19 protein-coding genes and 1 riboswitch are annotated in these 23,553 nt (G+C 64.7%); of the genes, 7 read left to right on the forward strand and 12 right to left on the reverse strand.

What is annotated here, in order from left to right:
* Positions 1-207: 207 nt before the first annotated feature.
* From recA to ACE10Z_RS17850, 3 genes are all read left to right on the forward strand, one after another.
* On the forward strand, positions 208-1,296 hold the full coding sequence (recA, locus tag ACE10Z_RS17840) for a recombinase RecA (protein ID WP_050402041.1): 1,089 nt from the start codon (positions 208-210) through the stop codon (positions 1,294-1,296).
* A 156-nt stretch (positions 1,297-1,452) separates the two neighbouring features.
* Positions 1,453-2,433, forward strand: coding sequence for a hypothetical protein (locus ACE10Z_RS17845; protein ID WP_375789083.1), 981 nt, complete (start codon positions 1,453-1,455; stop codon positions 2,431-2,433).
* A 17-nt stretch (positions 2,434-2,450) separates the two neighbouring features.
* The gene (locus tag ACE10Z_RS17850; RefSeq protein ID WP_375789084.1) at positions 2,451-3,437 is read left to right on the forward strand and encodes a hypothetical protein; all 987 of its coding nucleotides are present in this window, start codon (positions 2,451-2,453) and stop codon (positions 3,435-3,437) included.
* Positions 3,438-3,465: 28 nt separating this feature from the next.
* Here ACE10Z_RS17850 and ACE10Z_RS17855 read toward each other — a convergent pair whose 3' ends face one another.
* From ACE10Z_RS17855 to gcvT, 4 genes are all read right to left on the reverse strand, one after another.
* Entirely contained in the window at positions 3,466-3,897 is a 432-nt protein-coding gene (locus ACE10Z_RS17855) for an acyl-CoA thioesterase (RefSeq protein WP_375789085.1), read from the reverse strand.
* Positions 3,898-4,014: 117 nt separating this feature from the next.
* Positions 4,015-6,888, reverse strand: a complete 2,874-nt coding sequence (gene gcvP / locus ACE10Z_RS17860; protein ID WP_375789086.1) for an aminomethyl-transferring glycine dehydrogenase — start codon at positions 6,886-6,888, stop codon at positions 4,015-4,017.
* A gap of 22 nt (positions 6,889-6,910) precedes the next feature.
* A complete protein-coding gene (gene gcvH / locus ACE10Z_RS17865) occupies positions 6,911-7,276 on the reverse strand; it encodes a glycine cleavage system protein GcvH (RefSeq protein ID WP_074124812.1) in 366 nt (121 codons plus the stop codon).
* Between the two features lie 20 nt (positions 7,277-7,296).
* Entirely contained in the window at positions 7,297-8,442 is a 1,146-nt protein-coding gene (gcvT, locus tag ACE10Z_RS17870) for a glycine cleavage system aminomethyltransferase GcvT (RefSeq protein ID WP_375789087.1), read from the reverse strand.
* A gap of 140 nt (positions 8,443-8,582) precedes the next feature.
* Positions 8,583-8,673: riboswitch (glycine riboswitch) on the reverse strand.
* Between the two features lie 201 nt (positions 8,674-8,874).
* Here gcvT and alaS point away from each other — a divergent pair.
* On the forward strand, positions 8,875-11,547 hold the full coding sequence (gene alaS / locus ACE10Z_RS17875; protein ID WP_375789088.1) for an alanine--tRNA ligase: 2,673 nt from the start codon (positions 8,875-8,877) through the stop codon (positions 11,545-11,547).
* 14 nt (positions 11,548-11,561) lie between these two features.
* Positions 11,562-12,809 (forward strand): cyclic nucleotide-gated ion channel, encoded by a 1,248-nt coding sequence (locus ACE10Z_RS17880; RefSeq protein ID WP_375789089.1) that lies wholly within the window; start codon positions 11,562-11,564, stop codon positions 12,807-12,809.
* A 205-nt stretch (positions 12,810-13,014) separates the two neighbouring features.
* Here ACE10Z_RS17880 and ACE10Z_RS17885 read toward each other — a convergent pair whose 3' ends face one another.
* The 4 genes from ACE10Z_RS17885 to ACE10Z_RS17900 all read right to left on the reverse strand — a co-directional run bounded on the left by ACE10Z_RS17885 (position 13,015) and on the right by ACE10Z_RS17900 (position 16,688).
* Positions 13,015-13,515, reverse strand: coding sequence for a DUF3455 domain-containing protein (locus tag ACE10Z_RS17885; RefSeq protein ID WP_375789090.1), 501 nt, complete (start codon positions 13,513-13,515; stop codon positions 13,015-13,017).
* A gap of 37 nt (positions 13,516-13,552) precedes the next feature.
* Entirely contained in the window at positions 13,553-14,767 is a 1,215-nt protein-coding gene (locus tag ACE10Z_RS17890) for an NADP-dependent isocitrate dehydrogenase (RefSeq protein ID WP_375789091.1), read from the reverse strand.
* 193 nt (positions 14,768-14,960) lie between these two features.
* Entirely contained in the window at positions 14,961-16,139 is a 1,179-nt protein-coding gene (locus tag ACE10Z_RS17895; RefSeq protein ID WP_375789092.1) for a hypothetical protein, read from the reverse strand.
* Positions 16,140-16,157: 18 nt separating this feature from the next.
* The gene (locus ACE10Z_RS17900; protein WP_375789093.1) at positions 16,158-16,688 is read right to left on the reverse strand and encodes an alpha/beta hydrolase family protein; all 531 of its coding nucleotides are present in this window, start codon (positions 16,686-16,688) and stop codon (positions 16,158-16,160) included.
* A 319-nt stretch (positions 16,689-17,007) separates the two neighbouring features.
* Here ACE10Z_RS17900 and ACE10Z_RS17905 point away from each other — a divergent pair, with 319 nt between their 5' ends.
* Complete coding sequence (locus ACE10Z_RS17905; RefSeq protein ID WP_375789094.1) at positions 17,008-18,204, forward strand: TrmJ/YjtD family RNA methyltransferase; 1,197 nt, start codon at positions 17,008-17,010, stop codon at positions 18,202-18,204.
* A gap of 140 nt (positions 18,205-18,344) precedes the next feature.
* Here the strand turns inward: ACE10Z_RS17905 and ACE10Z_RS17910 are convergent, their stop codons facing one another.
* Positions 18,345-18,539 (reverse strand): hypothetical protein, encoded by a 195-nt coding sequence (locus ACE10Z_RS17910; RefSeq protein WP_375789095.1) that lies wholly within the window; start codon positions 18,537-18,539, stop codon positions 18,345-18,347.
* A gap of 253 nt (positions 18,540-18,792) precedes the next feature.
* On the opposite strand from ACE10Z_RS17910, the gene ACE10Z_RS17915 reads away from it, so the two are divergent.
* On the forward strand, positions 18,793-19,638 hold the full coding sequence (locus tag ACE10Z_RS17915) for a c-type cytochrome (RefSeq protein WP_375789096.1): 846 nt from the start codon (positions 18,793-18,795) through the stop codon (positions 19,636-19,638).
* 35 nt (positions 19,639-19,673) lie between these two features.
* Here ACE10Z_RS17915 and ACE10Z_RS17920 read toward each other — a convergent pair whose 3' ends face one another.
* From ACE10Z_RS17920 to ACE10Z_RS17930, 3 genes are all read right to left on the reverse strand, one after another.
* Entirely contained in the window at positions 19,674-20,444 is a 771-nt protein-coding gene (locus ACE10Z_RS17920) for an SDR family NAD(P)-dependent oxidoreductase (protein ID WP_375789097.1), read from the reverse strand.
* Between the two features lie 74 nt (positions 20,445-20,518).
* Complete coding sequence (locus tag ACE10Z_RS17925; protein ID WP_375789098.1) at positions 20,519-22,183, reverse strand: thiamine pyrophosphate-binding protein; 1,665 nt, start codon at positions 22,181-22,183, stop codon at positions 20,519-20,521.
* A 118-nt stretch (positions 22,184-22,301) separates the two neighbouring features.
* Positions 22,302-23,528, reverse strand: a complete 1,227-nt coding sequence (locus ACE10Z_RS17930) for an ABC transporter substrate-binding protein (RefSeq protein ID WP_375789099.1) — start codon at positions 23,526-23,528, stop codon at positions 22,302-22,304.
* Positions 23,529-23,553: the final 25 nt, after the last annotated feature.

The following is a 23,553-nucleotide window of genomic DNA, read 5'->3' on the forward strand; positions in this document are numbered from 1 at the left end:
TTCTGTTCGCTTAATCGGATTGGGACACTCCGGAATTCAAACTAGGAGACAGGGGCTTAAATGCCGCCGGCACCCGACACGCCAGAAAGAACATATTGCGAACATAGAACAAACGTGGTACGAGATTCCTGCCAACAACGCATTCCGCCTGATCGCATCGCCCGTTTTTCCCGCTAGCGAATCCCCGCCATAAGGAGCACATCCCAAATGTCCGCCACTGCACTGCGTATCGTCGAAGGATCCTCCATGGACAAGTCCAAGGCCCTCTCAGCCGCGCTCTCCCAGATCGAGCGCCAGTTCGGCAAGGGCTCGGTGATGAAGCTCGGCAAGAACGACCGTTCGATGGATGTCGAGACGGTGTCGTCGGGGTCGCTGGGGCTCGACATTGCGCTCGGCGTCGGCGGCCTGCCGAAGGGACGTGTCGTCGAGATCTACGGGCCGGAATCGTCGGGCAAGACCACGCTGGCGCTGCACACCGTGGCGGAAGGCCAGAAGAAGGGCGGCATCTGCGCCTTCATCGACGCCGAACACGCGCTCGATCCGGTTTATGCGCGCAAGCTCGGCGTCAACATCGACGAACTCCTGATCTCGCAGCCCGACACCGGCGAGCAGGCGCTGGAGATTTGCGACACGCTGGTGCGCTCCGGCGCGGTCGACGTGCTGGTGGTCGATTCGGTTGCGGCGCTGGTGCCGAAGGCCGAGCTCGAAGGCGAAATGGGCGATGCGCTGCCGGGCCTGCAGGCGCGCCTGATGAGCCAGGCGCTGCGCAAGCTCACCGCCTCGATCAACAAGTCCCATACCATGGTGATCTTCATCAACCAGATCCGCATGAAGATCGGTGTGATGTACGGCTCGCCGGAGACCACGACCGGCGGCAACGCGCTGAAGTTCTATGCCTCGGTCCGTCTCGACATCCGCCGCATCGGCGCGATCAAGGAGCGCGACGAGGTCGTCGGCAACACCACCCGCGTCAAGGTGGTGAAGAACAAGCTGGCGCCGCCCTTCAAGCAGGTCGAGTTCGACATCATGTACGGCGAGGGCGTCTCCAAGATGGGCGAGATCCTCGACCTCGGCGTCAAGGCCGGCATCGTCGAGAAGTCGGGCGCCTGGTTCTCCTATGACAGCCAGCGGCTCGGCCAGGGCCGCGAGAATTCGAAGGCGTTCCTGAAGGCTAATCCCGATATCACCGCCAAGATCGAAGCCGCGATCCGGCAGAACTCCGGCCTGATCTCCGAGCAGATCCTCGCCGGCACGCCCGAGCGCGACGCCGAGGGCGAAGAGCCCGCCGACGAGTAAGCCTCAAGCATGATCCGGAAAAGTGCGAAGCGGTTTTCCGAAAAGATCATGCTCGAACGATCAAATCATTTCGCTGCAAGCGGGCGCTGAGGACGTTGAGTTGCCGACGTCTTCGGCGTCCGTTTGGTTTTGTGCGGCGTTCAGTGAGTTGAAGCGGTGAAGCGTCTGATCTTGAGTAATCCATCCGGGCTCGACCTGAAGCGCGCAGGTCTGGGCGACGCGGTGCTTCCGCTTTCATTTCGCTTCGCCTGGGGCGTGCTGCCTTCGCCACAAGAGCTGGCGGCCTATTTCGGCGTGCGAGCGGGCCAGAAGCCGGGGAAACATTGGTCGGATTGGATTTCCCCGTCCGCGAAGCGCGCGACTTGGAAGGACCTCGCGTTCAACGATTATTGCCAGTCGTTCGACATCATCGAATTGTGGTTTGACCCTGATCCAAGCGATCAGCTCCAGTTGATCTGGATGCTCGACCAGTTTCATGCTCGGCCGGACATGTTAGCGAAGCTGAAATTGCGTCTCGTGGGCTTCAGCCTGCTAACGATGAACCCGGCATGGCGCGGTTGGAACGAGGTCCCGCAGGCTAACATCCGACCTGCGGATATCGAGACGGCTAGCATGTGCTGGCAAGCGTACCGGGCAACAACTCCGGAGGCGTGCTTCGATGCGGTGTACCGCGATCTGAGTGCGTTTCCGTTGCTGAGGCCGGCTCTGCTTGATCTGCTCTGCGAACTGCCGTGGCGCGGATCGGGACTTGGTGTGACCGAGATACGGCTGCTTGAGCTGATCGCTGCGGGTTTCATGGGCACGAACGCGCTGCTCTATCTTCGCGGCTTTCGCCAGCGTGGCGTCTTCAACGACATGGAAATTGGCGGGCTGCTCGAAGGGCTTGCGCATGGACCGCAGCCGGTGATCGCTGGGCTCGACGATGACTTGCGTGTCATCGAACCCGGGAATGCACGGGTGCGTCTTGAGGCCTACCAGCGAAGCCGCTTGTCGATCACCGAGTTTGGCAAGGCAGTCCTCGCCCACGAGGCAGACTTCACCGATCACAATCCGATCAATCGCTGGTGGGGCGGCACGCATCTCACCAACGACAACCTCTGGCGCTGGAATCCGGCATTGACTGGCCATCGCACGTAGCGGGAGCAGCGCGCACCGTGACGAGTCTGATCCTAGCGACAAACGACCTTGCGAGCTACCGCCTGAGACAGGCGGGAAGGGCGGACATCGTCGTCGGCTTGAGACCGCGCTTCGTTTGGGGGAAAATGCCCTCGTCAGATGACCTCGCGACCCTCCTGGAGGCGCGCTCCGCAAAGCATGTCGATTTCGACACGCACTGGCTCGACTTCGTCAGTTCAAGATGGACTGGCTCTGTAGGCAAGGACGTCGGTCTCGTCGCGCTCTGCGAGCGTTGCGACAGTGTCGAGCTTTGGGCTGATCCTCGGCCGAATGACCAACTGGTGCTGGTCTGGCTGCTCGACGTGCTCCGTCCGCACCGACACATCGTCGCGAAGCTCCGTCTGGTCCAGACCGATGTCGAGATCGGCAGCTACCGAGGCGAAAGCTCGGCGAAATGGCGATTGCCGGCACTTGCGGCGACCGATGATCGGTCGGAATTGGCCAGTCGCGCCTGGAGCGCCTTTTGCGCTCCGACTCCCGAGCCCTGTTTCGAGCTTCTCATGCAGGATCTGTCGGCGATACCGCAGCTCCGGGCGGCTCTCATCGCGCTGCTTGAGGAGCTTCCCGGGCGTGACACCGGCCTCGGCGCGTCCGAACTGCGGTTGCTGGATCTCGTCGCCGACGGCGAGGCGAAGCCACAGGTCCTTTCAAGCGAGTTGAACAGGCAACGCGGCGTGTTCGATTTTCAGGAGGCGGAGCTGATCCTGGACCGGCTCGCTTATTGTCCATCGCCGGTCCTGACCGGCTTCCCTGCCGAGATCGAGGGGCCAGACGATTTGGAGGCCCGGCGAGAACGGCTGCTGTACAGCCGGCTGTCGCTCACCGATTTCGGCCAGGAAGTGTCGGATCGCGCGCGCGACTTCAGTCAGCACAACCCGATCCATCGCTGGTGGGGCGGCACTGAATTGACCAATGACCGGCTGTGGCGCTGGGACTCCGAAGGCCGCGCCCTGGTTGCCCCGTAGGTCTGACAGCGGGTGTGCGCAGATCAGCCTACGCCAGCGCTTTTTCGCGGCTCGCGATCAGCGCGCGCAGGTCCTCGGTCACGGCGACCGATTGATGGGTCTTCTGATCGGTCGCGACCCAGATGATCTCGCCGGTCGCACGCAGGTCGTCGGAGCCCTTGGCGAAGATCGCGAGAGTAAGCACGATCGAGGAACGGCCGATCCGCGCGACCCGCACGCAGACCTCGATGTCCTCGTCGAAGCGGATCGGCGCCTTGTACTCGACCACCGATTTCACGGTGTGAAAATCGATCCCGGTCCGCGCGACCTCGCCGAGATAATCGTAGCCGAGTGCACGGAAATATTCGGTTATCGCGGTGTCGAAGTAGGTGAGGTAGTGCGCGTTGAACACCACGGCCTGCGCGTCGACTTCGGAATAGCGGACGCGAAACGGGAAATGAAACCAGAATTCCTCGCGCATGTTTCCTCCTGCGGCGGTATTGCTCGCCGTCGTTTGCCCGCAGTCTCGTCGGGCCTTATGATTACCGGACCGTAGGATGGGTTTCGCTGCGCTCTACCCATCCTACAACATGGCCCGTTACTCCGCCGCCTGCGCGTAATCCTCGATCGGCGGGCACGAGCACACCAGATTGCGATCGCCGTAGACATTGTCGACGCGGCCGACCGGGCTCCAGTATTTGTCGGACCGCGACACGCCGGCCGGGAAACAGCCCTCGGTGCGGGTGTAGGCCCGGTTCCAGGCATCGTCGGCGATGTCGTGGACGGTGTGCGGTGCGTGGCGCAGCGGCGAGGCCTCGACCTTCCAGCGGCCCTTCTCGATCTCCGCGATCTCGCCCCGGATCGCGATCATGGCATCGCAGAAGCGGTCGATCTCGAACTTCGATTCCGATTCCGTCGGTTCGATCATCAGTGTGCCCGCCACCGGGAAGCTCATGGTCGGCGCGTGGAAGCCGTAGTCGATCAGCCGCTTGGCGATGTCGTCCACGGTGACGCCGCTGGTCGTCTTCAGCGCCCGTGGGTCGACGATGCACTCATGCGCGACGCGGCCGCGCTCGTTGCGATACAGCACCGGGAAGTGCGGCTGCAGCCGCGCGGCGATGTAGTTGGCATTGAGGATCGCAACCTCGGTGGCGCGCGTGAGGCCTTCGCCGCCCATCATCAGGATGTAGATGTAGGAGATGGTCAGGATCGACGCCGAGCCGAACGGCGCGGCCGATACCGGGCCGATGGCGTGCGCAACCGTGCCGTCGGTTGCGGGATGGCCCGGCAGATAGGGCGCAAGATGCGCCTTCACGCCGATCGGGCCCATGCCGGGGCCGCCGCCGCCATGCGGAATGCAGAAAGTCTTGTGCAGATTGAGATGGCTGACGTCGGCGCCGTAATCGCCGGGCCGCGACAGCCCGACCTGCGCGTTCATGTTGGCGCCGTCGAGATAGACCTGGCCACCATGCGCATGCACGATGTCGCAGATCTCGCTGATATGCTCCTCGAACACCCCGTGGGTCGACGGATAGGTGATCATCACGGCGGCGAGATTGGCCGAATGCTTCTCCGCCTTGGCGCGGAGATCATTGACGTCGACGTCGCCGCGCGCGTCGCAAGCCACCACCACCACATCCATGCCGACCATCGCGGCCGAGGCCGGATTGGTGCCGTGCGCGGAGGAGGGGATCAGGCACACCTTGCGGTGCGGCTCGCCGCGCGCGAGGTGATAGCCACGGATGGCCAGCAGCCCGGCATATTCGCCCTGCGCGCCGGAGTTCGGCTGCAGCGAGACCGCGTCATAGCCGGTGATGTCGCACAGCCACTGCTCGAGCCGCTTGAACAGCGCGTGATAGCCCTTGGCCTGATCCGCGGGGGCGAACGGATGCAGATTGCCGAACGCCGGCCAGGTCAACGGGATCATCTCGGTGGTGGCGTTGAGCTTCATCGTGCAGGAGCCGAGCGGGATCATCGCGCGGTCGAGCGCGAGATCGCGATCGCTGAGCTTGCGCATGTAGCGCAGCAGCTCGGTCTCCGAGCGGTGGGTGTTGAACACCGGGTGGGTGAGGAACGCGCTGGTGCGCCGCAGCTCCTTCGGTAGCGCCTCGCGCGCGGCCGCCTCGATCTCGGCATAGCTGAGCTTGCCGCCGAACACGCGCCACACCGCCTCGACGGTCTCCGGCGTCGTGGTCTCGTCGAGCGCGATGCCGAGCGTGGTCGCACCGATGCGCAGATTGATCCGCTCCGCCTGCGCGCGGGAGACAATCTCGATCTGCTTCGCTCCTGCCTCGACGGTCACGGTGTCGAAGAACGCCTCGCTGGTCGGCGCAAAGCCGAGCTTGCGCAGGCCGGCGGCGAGCACGGTGGCGCGACGATGCACGCCGCGTGCGATGTGGGTCAGGCCTTCGGGGCCGTGATAAACCGCATACATCGAGGCGATCACGGCGAGCAGCACCTGCGCGGTGCAGATGTTGGAGGTCGCCTTCTCGCGGCGGATATGCTGCTCGCGGGTCTGCAGCGCGAGGCGATAGGCCGGTGCACCGCGCGAATCCACCGAAAGGCCGACGATGCGGCCGGGCAGCGAGCGCTTCAGCGTGTCGCGCACCGCCATGTAGGCGGCGTGCGGTCCGCCATAACCCATCGGCACGCCGAAGCGCTGCGCCGAGCCGATTGCGATGTCGGCACCGAGCTCGCCGGGCGAGGTCAGCACGGCCAGCGACAGCAGGTCCGCGGCGACGATCGCAAGCGCACCCTTGGCGCGCAGCGATGCGATCGCCGGCCGGAGGTCGCGCACCGTGCCCGATGTTCCCGGATATTGCAGCAGTGCGCCGAGCACATCGGCCTTGTCGAGCTCGGTCAGGGGATCGCCGACCACCAGCGCCCAGCCCAGCGGCGCGGCGCGTGTGCGCATCACTGCCAGTGTCTGCGGATGCACCTCCTTGTCGACGAAGAACACCTTCGCCTTGACCTGCGAGTGGCGCTCGGCGAGCGCCATCGCTTCGGCCGCCGCGGTCGCCTCGTCGAGCAGCGAGGCGTTGGCGACGTCGAGCCCGGTGAGATCGCAGATCATGGTCTGGAAATTGAACAGGGCCTCGAGCCGGCCCTGGCTGATCTCCGGCTGATACGGCGTATAGGCGGTGTACCAGGCCGGGTTCTCCAGGATGTTGCGCTGGATCACCGCGGGCAGGATGGTGCCGGAATAGCCCTGACCGATCAGCGAGGTGAAGGTCTGGTTCTGCGCGGCGAGCTCGCTCATATGCGCGAGCGCTTCGGTTTCGCTCAGCGCCCGGCCGAGATCGAGCGGCGCCTTCTGAAGGATCGATGCCGGCAGCGTCTCATTCATCAGCGCCTGCAGGCTCGCGGCGCCGACCGTTTCCAGCATCGCGTTGATGTCGCGCGGCGACGGTCCGATGTGGCGGCGGACGAAATCGGTGGCGGCTTCGTTGATCGGCTTGAAGGGCGCGTTCATGGGGAGATCCTTGGGGTGATCCTCAGGCGGTGTGTGCGGCGTAGGCGGCTTCGTCCATCAGGCCGCCGAGCTCGCCCTTGTCTGATATCTTCAACTTGAAGAACCAGGCCTTGCCGCCGGCATCCGAATTGACCAGCGCGGGCTCGGCGGCGAGCGCCTCGTTGACCTCGATCACTTCGCCGGTGATCGGCGCGTAGACGTCCGAGGCGGCCTTGACGGATTCGACGACCGCGGCGGCCTCGGCCTTCTTCAGGCTGCGGCCGACCTTCGGCAGTTCGACGAACACGACGTCGCCGAGCTGCGACTGTGCGTAATCGGTGATCCCGATCGTGGCGACGTCGCCCTCGATGCGGAGCCATTCGTGGTCGGACGTGTACAGCGTCGTCATGGGGATCGATCCTTTGGCGTTTAGCGTTTGTAGGTATTCGGAACGAAGGGCGTGGCGGCGACCTTGAGCGGTAGCCGTTGGCCGCGCACTTCGGCGAAAACGGTGGTGTCGAGTGCGGAAAGGGATGTCGGCAGATAGCCCATCGCAACCGGCGCATTGAGGCTCGGGCCGAAGCCGCCCGAGGTCACCTTGCCGATCGGTTCGGTCGAGGTCGGATCGGCGAACAGGGCAGCGCCTTCGCGCACCGGCGCGCGGCCATCGGGCTTCAGGCCGACACGGCGGCGAGCGGCGCCGTCGGCGAATTGTGCGAGAATCTTGTCGGCGCCCGGAAAGCCGCCGGCGCGGGCGCCGCCGCTGCGGCGAACCTTCTGCACCGACCATTCCAGCGCGCCTTCGACCGGCGTCGTCGTGGTGTCGATGTCATGACCATAGAGGCAAAGCCCGGCCTCGAGCCGCAGGCTGTCGCGCGCGCCCAGCCCGATCGGCAGCACATCGGGATTGTCCAGCAGCGCTGTGACCAGGGCTTCCGCCTTGTCTGCGGGCACGGAAATCTCAAAGCCGTCCTCGCCGGTGTAGCCGGAGCGCGAGACGAAGCAGTCGATGTCGCTGAGGCGGCGCGGGCCGGCGTCCATGAATTTCATCGAACTGACATCTGCACAAAGTTTCGCCAGCGCCGATTCGGCCTTCGGCCCCTGCAGCGCGATCAGCGCGCGGTCGGCCAGCGACACGATCTCGCAGGTGTCGGAGAGATGCGCGCGCAGATGCGCCTCGTCCTCGGCCTTGCAGGCGGCGTTGACCACCAGGAACAGGTGATCGCCGAAATTCGCCACCATCAGGTCGTCAAGCAGGCCGCCGTCGTCGTTGGTGAATTGCGCGTAGCGCTGCCGTCCCGGCGCGATGCCGACAATGTCCTGCGGCACCAGTTTTTCCAGCGCGAGCGCCGCGTCGGCGACCTTGCCGGATTTGGCCTTCAGCACGAGCTGTCCCATGTGGGACACGTCGAACAGGCCGGCTTCCTTGCGGGTGTGCAGGTGCTCCTTCAGCACGCCGGCCGTGTATTGCACCGGCATGTCGTAGCCGGCGAACGGCACCATCTTGGCCCCGCGCGCCAGATGCAGCGCGTGCAGCGGGGTCTGTTTCAGTGGGGAGGTTTCGCGCGCAAGCATCACAGGGCCCTCGCGGTTCCCGCCGGGGACCTATTTCCCCTTGAGAAACCTGCAGAAAGCCCCATCTGTCGCTGTGCCTGAGAGTATTATCCCGTCGGCGGACGCATCGGGGAGAACCCCAGCGCCTCTTTCCAGATGTCAGACGTCACGCGGTCCTTTTGCCTGAGAGTTTCCGGGGCGGTTGCTCCTTCGGCGCCGGCGGTAAGGCCGGTCTCTCCCGACGTGACAAATAACAGGTAGGTAGAAAACACGGCGCCACCAAGACTGTCAACGCAGCTCTCGCTGCTATCCAATGGGCTTTGTGCGGCCGCGGCAAGCCCATGATCCGCCTGCACAGTTTCTGGACACCGCAGCTGGCAATGTCTAAAAGCGTTCGGCCGGAAAATGACGCCTTTTTGCGGCTGGCCGGCCCCTTTTTCCGATTGGATGAACATGAGCAGCGTCAACGACATCAGGTCGACATTTCTGAACTTCTTCAAGGAGAACGGCCACGAGATCGTGGCGTCGTCGCCGCTGGTCCCGCGCAACGACCCGACCCTGATGTTCACCAATGCCGGCATGGTGCAGTTCAAGAACGTCTTCACCGGCGTCGAAAAGCGCGGCTATCAGCGCGCCACGACCTCGCAGAAGTGCGTGCGCGCCGGCGGCAAGCATAACGATCTCGACAATGTCGGCTACACCGCGCGCCATCTCACCTTCTTCGAGATGCTCGGCAACTTCTCGTTCGGCGACTACTTCAAGGAGCGTGCGATCGAGCTCGCCTGGAATCTGATCACCAAGGATTTCGGGCTGAAGAAGGACAAGCTGCTCGTCACGGTCTACCACACCGACGACGAGGCGGCCGGCTACTGGAAGAAGATCGCAGGCTTCTCGGACGACCGCATCATCCGCATCGCGACCTCGGACAATTTCTGGGCGATGGGCGATACCGGCCCGTGCGGTCCGTGCTCCGAGATCTTCATCGATCGCGGCGAGCACATCTGGGGCGGACCTCCGGGCAGCCCGGAAGAGGACGGCGATCGCTTCCTCGAATTCTGGAATCTGGTGTTCATGCAGTACGAGCAGGTGACGAAGGAGGAGCGCGTGGCGCTGCCGCGTCCCTCGATCGACACCGGCATGGGGCTGGAGCGCATGGCGGCCATCCTGCAGGGCGTCGAGAGCGTGTTTGAGACCGATCTGTTCCGCCATCTGATCGATGCGGCCGCATCGGCCCTCGGCCATGGGCCGAACGCGCAGAACGTGGCGTCGTACCGGGTGATCGCCGACCATCTGCGCTCCTCGGCGTTCCTGATCGCCGACGGCGTGCTGCCTTCGAACGAGGGCCGCGGCTATGTGCTGCGCCGGATCATGCGCCGCGCGATGCGCCACGCGCAGCTTCTGGGCGCCAGCGAGCCGCTGATGCATCGCCTGGTCTGGGCGCTGGTCCGCGAGATGGGCCAGGCCTATCCGGACCTGGTGCGCGCGGAGAAGCTGATCGAGGAGACGCTTCAGCTGGAAGAGACCCGCTTCCGCAAGACGCTGGTACGCGGCCTGTCGATCCTCGACGAGAAGAGCGCCGGCCTCAAGAAGGGCGACATGTTCGACGGCGACACCGCGTTCACGCTGTACGACACCTATGGCTTCCCGCTCGACCTGACGCAGGACGCGCTGAAGTCGCGCGGCATCAGCGTCGACCAGGCCTCGTTCACCGACGCGATGAACCGCCAGCGCGAGAAGGCGCGTGCCTCCTGGGCAGGCTCCGGCGAGGCGGCCACCGAGACCATCTGGTTTCCGCTGCGCGAGAAGCTCGGCGCAACCGAATTCCTCGGCTACGAGACCGAGAGCGCGGAAGGCGTCGTGACCGCATTGGTCAAGGACGGCGCCGAGGTCGGCGGCCTCAAGGCCGGCGAGAGCGGCGCGATCGTGCTGAACCAGACGCCGTTCTATGCCGAGTCCGGTGGTCAGGTCGGCGACGTCGGCGTCCTCACCGGCGAGGGCGTCAAGTTCCGCGTCACCGATATGCAGAAGAAGGCCGGCGACCTGTTCGTGCATGTCGGCACGGTGGAGCAGGGCACGCTGAACGTCGGCACCGCGCTGCAACTCGAGGTCGACCACGCCAGGCGTTCGTCGATCCGCGCCAACCACTCGGCGACGCATCTGTTGCACGAGGCGCTGCGCCAGGTGCTCGGCGATCACATCGCGCAGCGCGGCTCGCTGGTCGCGCCCGATCGCCTGCGCTTCGATTTCGTGCATCCGAAGCCGATCACCCCGGAGGAGCTCGCCCGGGTCGAGGACATCGCCAACGATGTCGTGCTGGAGAATGACGAGGTGACGACCCGTATCATGGGTGTCGACGACGCCCGCGAGGCCGGTGCGCGCGCATTGTTTGGCGAGAAGTACGGAGACGAGGTTCGCGTCGTCTCGATGGGCAAGAGCGCCCGCGAGCACGGCCAGAACGCGCTCGGCTGGTCGGTCGAGCTCTGCGGCGGCACCCATGTTCGCCGCACCGGCGACATCGGCCTGATTTCGGTGACCGGCGAGAGCGCGGTCGCCTCCGGCGTGCGCCGCATCGAGGCGCTGACCGGGCATCATGCGCGCAAGCACGCCAATGACACCATGACACTGGCGAAGACCGCGGCACAGGAGCTGCGCACCACGATCGAGGACGTGCCGGCGCGGATTGCAGCCCTGATGGAGGAGCGCAAGAAGCTCGAGCGCGACCTGTCGGATGCCCGCAAGAAGCTCGCGATGGGCGGCGGAGCGTCGTCGAACGGTGCCGCCTCCGGCGTGCGCGAGGTCGGCAACGTCAAGCTGCTCGCGCGTGCGGTCGAGGGCGTCGAGACCAAGGACCTGAAGAGCCTGGTCGACGATGGCAAGAAGCAGATCGGCTCGGGCGTGGTCGCGATCGTCGGCGTCACCGAGGACGGCAAGGCCGGCATCGTGGTCGGCGTCACCGCCGATCTGACTTCGCGCTTCAACGCGGTCGAGCTGGTGCGCAAGGGGTCCGAGGTGCTCGGCGGCAAGGGCGGTGGCGGCCGGCCCGACATGGCGCAGGCCGGCGGGCCGGACGGCGCCAAGGCCGACGCCGCGCTGTCGGCGATCGAACAAGCGATGGCCGGCGCCTGACGGAGAGGCTGACCGTGGCGACGGCTCCGCTCAAGCCCACGATCAGCGATCCCGGGCTGCGCGAGCGTCTCTACGAGCTGCTCGAGCAGGATCACCTGCCATATTCGGTCGGCGCGCGATTTGTCCGGCTTGTCGTCGCGATCATCACCGTCGATGTGCTGGCGGCGATCCTGGCGTCGGTGCCGGAGATCGATGCCCAGTTCTGGTGGCTGTTCACGACAATCGAAATCGCCGCGGTGACTGCCTTCGCGCTGGAATATGCCGCGCGCCTCTGGAGCGTGGTTGGCCGCTCGCTGCGCGACATGACGCCGTCGCAGGCGCGGCTGGAATACGCCTTCTCGGCGCTCGGCGTGATCGACCTGCTCGCCTTCCTGCCGTCGGCCATCGCGCTTGCGATCGGCGACAAGACCGCGCTGGTGCTGTTCGGCATGCTGCCGTTCCTGAAGCTGGTGCGGTATTCGACCGCGATGCGCTCGCTGCTGGCTGCATTGCATGCCGAGCGGCGCACGCTGTTCGGCTGCGTGGTGATCCTGACCGGCGCGGTGCTGCTGTTCGCCTCGCTGCTCTATGCCATCGAGCACAAGGTGCAGCCGGACAAGTTCGGCACCATGCCGCAGGCGATGTGGTGGGCGATCGTGACGCTCGGCACCGTCGGCTACGGCGACGTCGTCCCGGTGACGCTGCTCGGGCGCATCGTCACTGTGGTTGCGATCGTGGTCGGCTTTGCGATGATCGCGCTGCCGGTCGCGATCATCTCGACCGCGTTCGCCGACGAGGTGCGGCGCCGCGACTTCGTCGTGACCTGGGGCATGCTGGCACGGGTGCCGCTGTTCTCGCATCTCAACGCTGCTGATATCGCCGACATCATGCGGCTGTTGCGGTCGCAGACCATCGAGGCCGGCGAGGTGCTGGTGCGGCGCGGCGATGCGGCGTCGTCGATGTATTTCATCACCGCCGGCGAGGTCGAGATCGACCTGCCGAGCCAGCGGGTGCGGCTTGCCGACGGCTCGTTCTTCGGCGAGATCGCGCTGCTCCGGCGGACCAACCGCTCCGGCACGGTGACGGCGATGCGGAAGACCAAGCTGCTGCTGCTCGATGCACAGGACTTCCACGCCCTGACCGAGCGCATGCCGGCGCTCGCCGCGCATGTCAGGGAGACGGCGGAGGCGCGGCTCGCCGATCCGCTCACCGCCGGTGGCGACCTTGCCGCCGGCGAGATCGCCCAGGCGCCGGGCGAGACCGACGGCGGTATCCGTGATTAGAGCATGATGGTTTAGCTTGAGGAACGGCGTCGAAGTTTACCTCTCCCTTTGGGAGAGGTCGATTTGCGCAGCAAATCGGGTGAGGGGTTACGGTCTATCGAGGGAGCAAGAGCCCTCACCCGGATTGCTTCGCAATCCGACCTCTCCCAAAGGGAGAGGTGAACCGAAAGCGCGGTAAGCCGATTCAACCAAAACTCATCCCGCTTTAGTCTCTCCGCAGAAACACGTAATCGGCCGAGTACACAGCGCTCTTCAGTGCGCCAGCCTTGTCGCAGGCACCGCTGAGCTCGCCGCCCGAAGTGTTGATCCGCTGCACGGTGGCGACGCTCGAGAGCAGGCCGTTGCCGCGGTGGGAGATCACCTCGAGCTTCAGCCAGGGAATGTCTGCTGGCGTCGCGCCGGGCGCGCTGCCGGCGGTGCGGGCGGTCACGGCGCTGCCGTCGACATGCTCCCAGTTCGGGCCGGCATAGTGCCGGCCGACAGTGCGGCCTCCGGCGATCAGGGTGGCGACCGGTTCGCGGAACGACCAGGCGAGCTTGCCGTCGGTGACCGGCTTGCACTCATAGACCTGCACGCCCTCGGCATGGGCGGTGAGGACCGCGGTTTCGTCGGGCGCCGCGACGGCGTCGGGCAGGGGATCGGCAGCGAGTGCCACCGATCCGGTCAGCAACAACGATGCGAGCGTCACCCGGCCGGGAAAGGTCATGGTCACGCTCGCTATTGTGTTCGGCAACAGGCGGCCGTCAGGCCGCCATCGCCTTTCCGAGATTCTCGGCGACCTTGTCGAGGAAGCCGGTGGTCGAGAGCCAGCGCTGATCGGCGCCGACCAGGAGCGCGAGGTCCTTGGTCATGTAGCCCTCTTCGACGGTCGCGACGCAGACCTTCTCCAGGGTGGTGGCGAACTTCGCCAGCGCCTCGTTGTTGTCGAGCTTGGCGCGGTGGGCGAGGCCACGGGTCCAGGCGAAGATCGACGCGATCGAGTTGGTCGAGGTCTCCTTGCCCTTCTGGTGCTCGCGATAGTGGCGGGTCACGGTGCCGTGGGCGGCTTCGGCTTCCACCGTCTTGCCGTCCGGGGTGAGCAGCACCGAGGTCATCAGGCCGAGCGAGCCGTAGCCCTGGGCCACGGTGTCGGACTGCACGTCGCCGTCATAGTTCTTGCAGGCCCAGACATAGCCGCCGGACCATTTCAGCGCCGAGGCCACCATGTCGTCGATCAGGCGGTGCTCGTAGGTCAGGCCCTTGGCCTCGAAATCCTTCTTGAACTCGCGGTCGTAGATGTCCTGGAAGATGTCCTTGAAGCGGCCGTCATAGACCTTCAGAATCGTGTTCTTGGTCGAGAGGTAGACCGGGTAGTTGCGCAGCAGGCCGTAGTTGAGCGAGGCGCGGGCGAAATCGATGATGGAGTCGTCGAGATTATACATCTCCATCGCGACGCCGGCGCCGGGCGCCTTGAACACTTCCCGCTCGATCACGGTGCCGTCCTCGCCGACGAACTTCAGCGACAGCGTGCCCTTGCCGGGGAACTTGATGTCGGTGGCGCGGTACTGGTCGCCATAGGCGTGGCGGCCGATGATGATCGGCTTGGTCCAGCCGGGAACCAGGCGCGGCACGTTCTTGCAGATGATCGGCTCGCGGAAGATCACGCCGCCGAGGATGTTGCGGATGGTGCCGTTCGGCGACTTCCACATCTGCTTCAGGCCGAACTCCTTCACCCGGGCCTCGTCGGGGGTGATGGTGGCGCATTTGACGCCGACGCCGACCTTCTTGATGGCTTCGGCGGCGTCGATGGTCACCTGGTCATTGGTCTCATCGCGGTATTCCATGCCCAGATCGAAATAGAGCAGCTCGACATCCAGGAACGGGTTGATCAGCTTGTCCTTGATGTGCTGCCAGATGATCCGGGTCATCTCGTCGCCATCGAGCTCGACGACGGGGTTGGATACCTTGATTTTTGCCATGACGGGGAGGCCCTCTTGGGAACGGCGCGCTTTTTGACGGCGGGGGTGGAATACGCCTGCGCTATAGCACCGCCCGGGGACGGGCGGAAGCGCACCGGTTATGCACTTTCAGCCCATCTTTTCACCGAGAACCGCCATTCTGACGGCGGCTCTAGCTCCTTGTCCTGGACGGGCTTTCCTCGCCTGACCCCCTCTAGAACGGGACCTGCGTGGCGGTGCCGGCCACGATGTACCAGGTCACGAACAGGCCCGCGATCAGGGCCCCCGGCAGGCTCGATCCGGTCCGCCGCCAGGTGAAGGTCGCGATCACGGCGACGATCGCCAACAGCGGCACGAACTGGATCGCGACGATGGTCGAGAGTGGCACGAAACCGGGGTCCGGGATCGGGTTGAGCAGCTTACCGGTCAGCCACAGCGTGCCGTATTGCAGCACCAGCAACACGATGAAGCCGAGCGTCAGCGCCAGGATGTTAGTCAGATAGAGCGCTCCGCGCGGCGCGCCCATGGTCGAGAAATTCCGGTGCAGCACGTGCAGCGCCACCACGAAAAACGCCGTGAACGGAATCAGATAGATCAGGAAGATGAGGAATTGCTTCGCGCTCATCAATTTGAGTGCGACGATCCAGAACCTGAAGTCGATCTTGAAGGCGAGGTCGGCGAGCCAGAGCGCAGCGTAGCCGACCGCAACCGAGGCCATCGCGATCACGACGGATTGACCGACGAGGCCGGCCCGGGTGGCGCGCTTCGGGGCGAACCACATCAGGGCCAGCGTGATCAGGCCGTTGATGATGGCCCAGACCAGGATCTGGTTGGTGATGCCCTGCGGCAGGAATGCGCTCGGGGTCGCGAAGGTGCCGCCCAGCGCAAAGGCCGGATAATAGGTCAGCGCCGGGATGAGGGCGGACAGGATGAACGCCGCGGTCCAGCGCCGGCCTTTGGCGGCCTCGTGCGGCGGCATGGTGCCGTCGGCAACCGCCGGCAGCCGCAAGCGCGAGAACATCGGTGCCTCCAGCAGCCCGTCGAACGTCCCGATCACAAGAGCGACGAAGCCGATCAGCGCGATCAGGGTGCCGATCTCTTTGCGGAACCAGATCTGGTCGTCGACCGGACGAGGGGTGCCGCCCTTCAACGTCTTGGCGAACCAGTCGAGGCTGTAGCCGATCGCCTCATGCGAGATGTGCTCGGCCGGATGGGTCGTCGCCGGGGTGTACAGTACCCGCGCGGAGCCGTTGGCCGGATCGCCATAGACCTTGCCCGGTTCGATCGCGCCTTGCGTGCCGAACAGCGCCCAGAGCTTCGGGCTCATGGTGACGTCGCGGGCGAGGTCGACGCCCCACATCAGCTCGGGGAATTCCTCGTACTGGGCGAACACCAGCGCGGTGTTGCGCGGCTATGTCGTGGTGCCCTCGGCGGCGAACGGCTTGCCGGTGGACGAGCCCTCCAGCACCATCGACTTGTAGCCATTGGGCTGAGCTGCGGCGGCCGCCAGCACGGTCCAGCCACCCATCGAATGACCCTCGAGCCCGATGTTGTCCTTGTCGACGAAGGGCAGGCTGCGGAGATAGGCAAGGCCGTCAGGTCCGCCAAAGCCGTTGGCGAAGGAGGGCGGGTCGCTGTAGCCGTGGCCGGTCTGGTCGAGCGCCAGCACCACATAGCCGCGGCGGGCGAACTCGATGGCGAAGCCGTCCTGGGTCTCGCGCGAATTGATGTAGCCGTGGACCGCGAGGATGCCGGGCGCCGGGATCTGCGGCGTGGCGTTCGGCGGGACGTAGAGCAGGGCGCTCATGGCGTTGCCCTTGGCGCCCTTGAACCTGACATCCTCGATCCGGATGCCGCCTGCGGTCTGCGTGAGGTGGGCGAGCAGGCCCCCCGCCACGATCAAGACCACGCCCACAATCGCCAGCGTCCATCTGCCCCGCATCCGTCGTCCCCCCAAGTGCTTCGACCCAAGTGCCGCGCCGTTCAAGCGGCGTCTCAAGCGTGCCTTTACAGCTTCGCTTTGGTTGTGGTTGATAGCCTATCCGAAGGCGAAGCGCGCGCAAGCGGCAGTCTTCGCGCCGTGCGATTGGGATTCCGATTGAGGATTCGCAAACGCCGCTAACCCTGTTATCTCCTTGGAGAAAATGGTCCCGCGCAAAACCGGTGCAAAGCTGGTCGCGCCGCCCTGCATAAGAGTTTGAATCAGCCGCTTCGGAAGCTGATTCAAAATCTTCAGACGCTGAATCAGAAAGTGAAGTGAGATGTCCGGCACCGACAAGACCAAGGCAGGGCACGACCTTGCCGGTCCCGTCGTCATCCTGGTCGAGCCGCAGCTTGGCGAGAACATCGGCATGGCCGCGCGCGCGATGGGCAACTTCGCGCTGACCCGGATGCGCATCGTCAATCCGCGTGACGGCTGGCCGAATGTTGCCGCGCAACGCGCCGCCGCCGGCGCCGACCACATCACCGGTTCCGTCGAGCTGTTCGACACGGTCGAGCAGGCGATCGCCGATCTCACGCTGGTGTTTGCGACCACTGCGCGCGCCCACGATCAGGCCAAGCCGGTGGTCGGGCCGGAAGGCGCGGCGAACGAGATCGTCAGCCATGTCGCCTCCGGCGGCGGGGCCGGCATCCTGTTCGGGCGGGAGCGCTCCGGCCTGACCAATGAGGAGGTCGCGCTCGCCAATCGCATCATCACCTTCCCGGTCAACCCGGGCTTCGCCTCGCTCAACCTGGCGCAGGCGGTGCTGCTGATGGGCTACGAATGGTTCAAGCTCTCGACCGCGGGCGCGCTGCCCTTCGCGATGCCCGAACGGTCCGAGCCGGCGTCCCAGCACCAGATGCAGGCGTTCTTCGATAACCTTGTCGCCGAGCTCGACAAGGTCGAGTTCCTGCGGCCGGCCGAGAAGCGCGACACCATGCTGGTGAACCTGCGCAACATCTTCACCCGGATGGATCCGACCAAGCAGGACATGCACACGCTGCACGGCGTAGTGATGGCGATCGCCGAGGGCCGCAAGGGTCCGGCCAAGGGCGGCGTGCTCGACGGCGCCCAGGCAACGCGTCTGCGGGCGCTGCTCGCCGAGCAGGGGCATGGCGGCGCCGCCGACAACTCCAGCACCGTGCGCGGGCTCGCCCGGCTGCTCCGCCGCAACCCGACCGACGCCGAGCGGATCCTGTGGCAGGCGCTGACGCGGGATCGCCGCTTCGCTGGCCAATTCAAGCGCCAGACCCCGGTCGGCCGCCACATCCCCGACTTCGTCTCCTTCGTGCACCGGCTCGCGATCGAGCTGGCCAATCCGAACGAGAGCGAGGCCATCGTCGCCGACCGCGCCAAGCGCAGAGCCTGGCTCGAGGCGCGCGACTATCGGGTGGTGGATATGCAGGTGGCCGATGTCGAGCGCGACCTCGACGGCGAGCTGGCGCGGCTGGAGGGGAGTTTGCCGCAGGGGCGGTGAGCCTGGCCGTCGTTCTGTCTGCTCGGCAAGAGTGAGTTCGAGGCACGACTCTCTCCGCGCGTCGTCCCTGCGAAAGCAGCGACCGATAACCACAGGATTGGGGTGGTGAGAAAAGCTGCGGCCCCAGCGTCGCGCAACAATCACCGTCGGGGGGGATCGGCCCCCGCCTGCGCCGGGACGACGCTGAATTTGTTGCGCCACTTGTGAGTCACGCATCCGGGGCGCGGCCCTTCTGTTTGCCCGTTGACCCGCACCAGTTGCAATTGCTCGCGCAATAGCGATTGGTCGGTGAAGTGTTGATCCCGATAACCAGCGCGCCTTTTCAGCGGGGTCATGCCGCCTTCTCAAGCGCGTGAAATCTGCTAGATTTTGTCTAGCCAGCCCTCCGGCAATCGGATGTGCCGAAGAGAGGGGTGGCGATCGTACCATCGACTTGCGCGCGGCTTTTCTTGCGCGCCAGTTACCTGGTTTTTGCACATGGCCTTCGCACCGTTGAACACCGGTGCGCACATTTCGCTGACGTAGGTTTTTGAAGCCAGAAATCGATCTGAGTTCTACCGCCATACTTAATTGATTGGAGGCGTCGTCATGATCCGTATCGGATCGTTAGCGCTCGTTATCGGCGTGGTATTGACCGGCCCGGTCAGCGCAGAATCGGAACTGGTCGCGCGCGGTCATTACCTCGTCAATGGCATCCTGACCTGCGGCAATTGCCATACTCCGAAGGGACCATCGGGGGAGATCAGCGACAAGGCGTTTTCCGGCGGCCTGTCATGGGATGAGCCACCGTTCAAGGTGACAGCCCCAAACATCACGCAAGACAAGGAAACCGGCATCGGCAATTACACCGATGCCGAGCTCAAAGAGCTGCTGCGCAAGGGCATCAAGCGCAACGGCGCGCGGGTCGCCATGATCATGCCGAGCGGCTTCTACGAGATCATGACCGATCGCGATCTCGATGCGGTGATCGCTTATCTGCGCACGATCAAGCCGATCAGGAATGCGGTGCCGGAGCCGGTCTACAAGATGATACAAGGACATCCTGTCCCCCCGGGCGGTGAAAGCCCGTACACCGAAGCGATGTTGGGCGACAAGGTGAAGCAAGGGTTCTACCTCGCCACGATTGCGCACTGCATGGAGTGTCACACCCCGATGGGGCCGCAGGGGCGAGAATTTGCCACCAGCATGGGCGCCGGCGGCGGCAAGTTTCATGGACCTTGGGGCGTCTCGGTTTCGCGGAACATCAGCTCCAGCAAGACGAAGGGCATTGGCGGCTGGACTGATGACGAGATCAAACGCGCCATCACGCAGGGCGTCAGCAAGGACGGCAGCAAGCTCAATCCGCCGATGGGCTTCCATTACTACGCCACCGTGTCGGCTGCCGATCTCGACGCCATCGTCGCCTATCTGCGCACGCTGCCGGCAAAGGAATAGCCTGAACGCCGCACCGCGCTCCGCTGAAGCGCGCCTCAGGCGGCGCTGTAGCCGCCGTCGACCACCTGCGATGCGCCGGTCATGAACGACGCCTTGTCCGAGCACATCCAGACCACGGCCTCCGCGATTTCCTCGGGCACGCCCAGGCGGCGCGCGGGCACCTTGGCGATGATTTCGTCGTAACGTTCGTCCATCGTCTCCTTGGTCATCGGCGTCTTGATGTATCCGGGATTGACGCAATTCACGCGGATGCCGTCCTGGGCGTATTCGATCGCAGCGGACTTGGTCAGCCCGACGACACCGTGCTTGGCCGCGACATAGTGGCCTGACGTCGCAAGGCCGACCAGCCCGGCGATCGAGGCGGTGTTGACGATCGCGCCGCCGCCGCCCTGCTTGAGCATCTGCGCGACCTCGTATTTCAGGCACAGGAACACGCCCATCAGATTCACCGAGAACATTTTTGCGACCGACGCCTGGGTGAGTTCATGAATGCGCTGGCCGGGCGGCCCGACGGAGCGCCCGGCCACGCCGGCATTGTTGAACGCGCAATCGATGCGCCCAAACGCCGATACCGTGCGCGCCACCATGCTGGCGACATCAGCCTCGTCGGTGACGTCGCCCTGGATCGCGATCGACTGGCCGCCCGCGGCGTTGATGAGCGCGACCGTCTGTTCGATGCCGTCCTTTGACAGGTCGGACACCGCGACGCGCGCGCCTTCGCGCGCCATGGCAATCGCCGTTGCGCGGCCAATGCCGGAGCCGCCGCCCGTCACCAACGCAGCCTTGCCGTCCAGAATGCCTGCCATCAGAAGCTCCTCCTGCTTTTTTTATGGAGCATGATCTTGTCGGAAAACCGCTTCGCACTTTTCCGGATCATGCTCTAGCGCTTTCCTTCGATTGCAATCTCGACGAGGTACGGCCGCCGGGTCGCGACAGCCTTTGCGACCGCGCCGGCGATGTCGTCGGCCTTCTCGACCCTGATCGCCTCGACGCCCATGCCGGCCGCGAGATGCACGAAGTCGAGCGCGGGACCGGTGATATCCATGTTCTGATAGGGATGCTGGGTGCCGGCCTCGAAATTCTGCCGCCAGACGTCCACATTGTGCTTGAGGATGCGGTACTCGCGGTTCGCGAGCACCACGAATACGATCGCAAGCCTGTGGTGCGCGGCGGTCCATAGCGCCTGGATCGCATACATCGCCGAGCCGTCGCCGGAGATCGCCACAACCGGACGGTTCGGCATCGCGACCTTGACGCCGATCGCACCGGCAAGACCCTGGCCGATGCCGCCGCCGCGTCCGCCGAAATAATCGCCGAAGCCGCGATAGTCGAACGCGCGGGCGAGATCGAGGCTCGCCGTGATGCTCTCATCGACGATGACCACATCATCGGGCAGGCCGCGACGCAGTTCCGCGGTGACGCGCGGCATCGAGCTCGGCTCGCGGTTCCAGCTCTTCTCGACGCGCGCGCGATAGGCTTCCTTTTCTTTCGCCTGCAATTCGGCCAGCGCAGCGTTGCGGTTCTGCGCAGCCTGCTTGAAGTCCGCGGTGGCCTTGGCGCGCAGCACGTCCGTCAATGCACTGATGCTGACCGCGATGTCGCCGACGATGCCGGCATCGAGCCTGTTGTTGAGCGCGAGCCGCTCGGTTGAAGCTTCGATCTGGAGCACGGACGCGCCGTGGGGAAGGTGGCTATCAGGCGCAAACCAGATGTCCTCGAAGAACGGACCGCCGATCAGCAGCACGAGATCGGTATCGCCGAGCACCTTACGCACCTGCCGGGCGTCGCCCGGGAGCGACTGACGATAGCTCGGATGGTTGGTCGGAAAGGGCGCGTGATGCCGCAACCCTTCGAACCATACGGTGGCGCCGATCGTTTCCGCAAGCGCGACCAATGCCTGCTCGCCGCCCGATCTCGCGACGTCGTCACCGGCGATGATCGCCGGATTTTTCGATTCCAGAAGCAGCGCAAGCATCGCTTCGATGCCGGCCGGATCGGGGCGCGTCGACCGCCACAGATTGTCCGGCGTCGACGCATCGACCGCGGTTTCCTGTTCCATGACGTCGATGGGGACCGCTACGAACACCGGCCCCTGCGGCGCATCGGTCGCCATCTTGAACGCACGGCGCATGATCGGCGCGATCTCGTCGGCGCGCTCGATCTGAACGCTCCACTTTGTTACGGGCGCCGCCATCGCAACGAGGTCATGGCCGAGCAGCGGATTGTTGAGCCGCATGCGCGTGTCCTGCTGACCTGCCGTCACGACCACGGGCGAACCCGCTTTCAGCGCGCCGTAGAGCGAGCCGATGCCGTTGCCAAGGCCGGGAGCGACGTGCAGGTTGGCGACGGTGACGCGTCCCGATGCCTGCGTATAGAAGCTGGCGGCGCTGACGGCGACACCTTCATGCAGCGCCATGATGTATTCGAGCTGCGGGAATGCCGGCAGGCTGTCGAGCAGCGGCGTTTCGGTCGTGCCGGGATTGCCGAAGATATGACGCACGCCGTGCGACACGAACGATTCCATCAGCACACGGCGGCCACGCATTCACTTCCTCCCGGTTGGTTCGGCTTCGTTTCGCGCATCATCGGCCGGTGAGCGGCCGATGGCAACTGCGCGACGGCTCGCGTATGCCGCGCTGGTTTTCGCGGAACGCCGTGGACGATCACGCCTTCGAGATGCCGCCGTCGATCACGGGGCCCATCGGCTCGTAACGTTCGCCGCTGAAGCGCGTCAACTGCAATTGCTCGAGCGGATAATAGTCGGTCGGCGAGGTGTTGATCTTGATGCCCGGCAGCAGCATGTCGGATTCGACGTCCCTTAAATTCGCCGCCTGCCTGATGATGTTTTCGGGTGAGACGTCGTCGCCGCACTGCTTGAGCACCTGAACCAGGATCTGGCTGGTGAGATAGCCGGTGACCGCGTAGATGTCGTTCTTGGCCGCCGCGGGATCGTATTTGTCGAGGAAGGCGCGCCATTTCTGGATCGCGGGATCGCTGTCCCAGGCGGCGTCGACGGGATCCTTCAGATAGGCGCTGGAAATGATCCCCTTGGACACGTCGAAGCCCGCGGCCTTCAGTGTCGAGCCGGCGGAAGAGGCGTTGTTGCCGATGTAATGCGCCGGCTGCCAGCCGAGCTCGGCGATCTTCTTGATGCCTTGCGCCGCGAATTTCGGCGTGGTCATGCTCATGAACACGTTGGCGCCGGCGGATTTGCAGCGGACCACCTGGCTGTCGATGGTCGGATCCGCGGTCTCATAGGACAACTCCGCCACGATCGACGATGTCTTACCGCCGAGTCCGTCCTTGAAGCCCTTCAGCACGTCGCGTCCGAAATCGTCGTTCTGATAGACGATGCCGATCTTGGGATCGTTCTGTGTCGACAGGACATGTTTCGCGAAAGCGCGGCCCTCGATCTGGTAGCAGGGCTGGAAACCCATGGTGTAGGGGAAGTTCTTGTAGTCGCCGAACTTGGTGGCGCCCGAGGCGATGAAGAGGTGCGGGACCTTCTTCTGGTTCATGTACTTCATGATCGCGGCATTGGTCGGCGCACCGAGCGGTGCAAACAGCACGTCGATCTCATCGCCTTCGACCAGCTTGCGCGCCTGTTCCACGGTCTTGGCCGGGCTGTAGGCGTCGTCATAGGTGATGTACTTGATCATGCGGCCGTTGATGCCGCCTTGCTCGTTGATCATCTTGAAATAGCCGCCGGGCGTGCGGCCGATCGACGAATAGACCGCAGCCGGTCCCGAATAGGCGTCGATGTTGCCGATCACGATCTCGGTCTTGCCTTTGGCAATCGCGGGCCTGCCGAGCAGCAGCGTGGCTGACGTGGCGGCGGTGCCCTTGATGAGATCACGGCGGGTGAGCTGGGGTGAACGGTTCCTTGGCATTGTGGTCCTCCGCTTCTTGTTGTTG

It is taken from the genome of Bradyrhizobium sp. Pha-3 (assembly GCF_042258615.1).
GTDB lineage: Bacteria > Pseudomonadota > Alphaproteobacteria > Rhizobiales > Xanthobacteraceae > Bradyrhizobium.

Excerpts from the sequence above, each read along its gene's own strand:
- ACE10Z_RS17910 (WP_375789095.1), bottom strand. The coding sequence starts at position 18,539 with ATGACCCCGCTGAAAAGGCGCGCTGGTTATCGGGATCAACACTTCACC.
- ACE10Z_RS17925 (WP_375789098.1), bottom strand. The coding sequence starts at position 22,183 with ATGCGTGGCCGCCGTGTGCTGATGGAATCGTTCGTGTCGCACGGCGTG.
- ACE10Z_RS17905 (WP_375789094.1), top strand. The coding sequence starts at position 17,008 with ATGTCCGGCACCGACAAGACCAAGGCAGGGCACGACCTTGCCGGTCCC.
- ACE10Z_RS17900 (WP_375789093.1), bottom strand. The coding sequence starts at position 16,688 with ATGCGGGGCAGATGGACGCTGGCGATTGTGGGCGTGGTCTTGATCGTG.
- ACE10Z_RS17855 (WP_375789085.1), bottom strand. The coding sequence starts at position 3,897 with ATGCGCGAGGAATTCTGGTTTCATTTCCCGTTTCGCGTCCGCTATTCC.
- gcvT (WP_375789087.1), bottom strand. The coding sequence starts at position 8,442 with ATGCTTGCGCGCGAAACCTCCCCACTGAAACAGACCCCGCTGCACGCG.
- ACE10Z_RS17930 (WP_375789099.1), bottom strand. The coding sequence starts at position 23,528 with ATGCCAAGGAACCGTTCACCCCAGCTCACCCGCCGTGATCTCATCAAG.
- ACE10Z_RS17890 (WP_375789091.1), bottom strand. The coding sequence starts at position 14,767 with ATGGCAAAAATCAAGGTATCCAACCCCGTCGTCGAGCTCGATGGCGAC.
- ACE10Z_RS17915 (WP_375789096.1), top strand. The coding sequence starts at position 18,793 with ATGATCCGTATCGGATCGTTAGCGCTCGTTATCGGCGTGGTATTGACC.
- alaS (WP_375789088.1), top strand. The coding sequence starts at position 8,875 with ATGAGCAGCGTCAACGACATCAGGTCGACATTTCTGAACTTCTTCAAG.
- recA (WP_050402041.1), top strand. The coding sequence starts at position 208 with ATGTCCGCCACTGCACTGCGTATCGTCGAAGGATCCTCCATGGACAAG.
- ACE10Z_RS17920 (WP_375789097.1), bottom strand. The coding sequence starts at position 20,444 with ATGGCAGGCATTCTGGACGGCAAGGCTGCGTTGGTGACGGGCGGCGGC.
- gcvH (WP_074124812.1), bottom strand. The coding sequence starts at position 7,276 with ATGACGACGCTGTACACGTCCGACCACGAATGGCTCCGCATCGAGGGC.
- gcvP (WP_375789086.1), bottom strand. The coding sequence starts at position 6,888 with ATGAACGCGCCCTTCAAGCCGATCAACGAAGCCGCCACCGATTTCGTC.
- ACE10Z_RS17885 (WP_375789090.1), bottom strand. The coding sequence starts at position 13,515 with ATGACCTTTCCCGGCCGGGTGACGCTCGCATCGTTGTTGCTGACCGGA.